The following is a 1,006-nucleotide window of genomic DNA, read 5'->3' on the forward strand; positions in this document are numbered from 1 at the left end:
CGGCCAGCCACAAGCACGCGCCGGCCACGTCGGCGGGCGTCGCCATCCGGCCCGCCGGGATGGCCGCCCCCATCCCGTTCTCGCGGCCGCCGTAGTGGGAGGAGGCGTTGTCGGTTGCGGCGAGGCCGACGACGACCGTGTTGACGCGCACCTCAGGGGCCCACTCGGCGGCCAGGCAGCGGGCCAGGTGGTGCAGCCCGGCCTTGGCGGCGCCGTACGCGGAGGTGCCGGGTGAGGGGCGCGCGCCGCCGGCGCTGCCGATCATCACGATCGCCCCGCCGGCGGCGGCGAGCAGCGGGTACGCGCGCTGCGAGACCAGCAGCGGGGCCGTGAGGTTGAGCTCGATGACGTGGGCGTGCAGGCGCGGCGAGGTGCCGTCCAGTGGCGCGTACGGCGAGCCGCCCGCGTTGTTGACCACCACGTCCAGCCGGTCGAACCCGGAGATGACCCGCTCGACGTCCTCAGGCACACGCACGTCCGCCCGCACGAACCGCATCCCTGGGATCGGGGCGGCGGGGTCGTGCCTGGCGCAGACCGTCACGTCGGCGCCCGCTTCCCGGAAGGCGCGGGCGATCCCGGCGCCGATGCCCTTGGTGCCGCCGGTCACCAGGACGGCCTTGCCCGTGTAGTCGTAAGTCACGGTCACGAGTGCTACCGTACCAAGCAAGCGTTAGGTGCAACCAGACGGGAGCGTGGATGGGGATCACGCTGCGGAGCGGGCCGCTCGCCGAGGTCGTGGTGGACGTGCCGCCGGTGAACGCGTTGACCGTGCGGGGCTGGCAGGAGCTGGCGGAGTCCGTCCGGCGGGCCGGGGACGAGCCGGAGACCAGGGTGGTGGTGCTGCGGGCCGAGGGGCGCGGGTTCAACGCCGGGGTCGACATCAAGGAGCTGCGGGACGCCGAGGGCCACGAGGCGCTGGTCCGGACCCAGAGGACTCCCATGGCAGCCGATCGGGCATCACCCGAACGCTACGTCTCCCCCGGTCAACGCGGGCCAAGTAGACGTT

The 1,006-nt window shown here is 73.7% G+C and carries 2 protein-coding genes; one reads left to right on the forward strand and one right to left on the reverse strand.

Going from position 1 to position 1,006, the window contains the following annotated elements:
• Positions 1 to 646 (reverse strand): SDR family oxidoreductase (locus AB0J09_RS65820; protein ID WP_360714781.1); only part of this gene is annotated, 646 nt, incomplete at its 3' end.
• 50 nt (positions 647 to 696) lie between these two features.
• On the opposite strand from AB0J09_RS65820, the gene AB0J09_RS65825 reads away from it, so the two are divergent.
• Positions 697 to 1,006 (forward strand): enoyl-CoA hydratase-related protein (locus tag AB0J09_RS65825; RefSeq protein ID WP_360714783.1); only part of this gene is annotated, 310 nt, incomplete at its 3' end.

Origin of the sequence: Nonomuraea sp. NPDC049784 (assembly GCF_040659615.1) — a bacterium.
In the GTDB taxonomy this organism is placed as follows: Bacteria; Actinomycetota; Actinomycetes; order Streptosporangiales; family Streptosporangiaceae; genus Nonomuraea.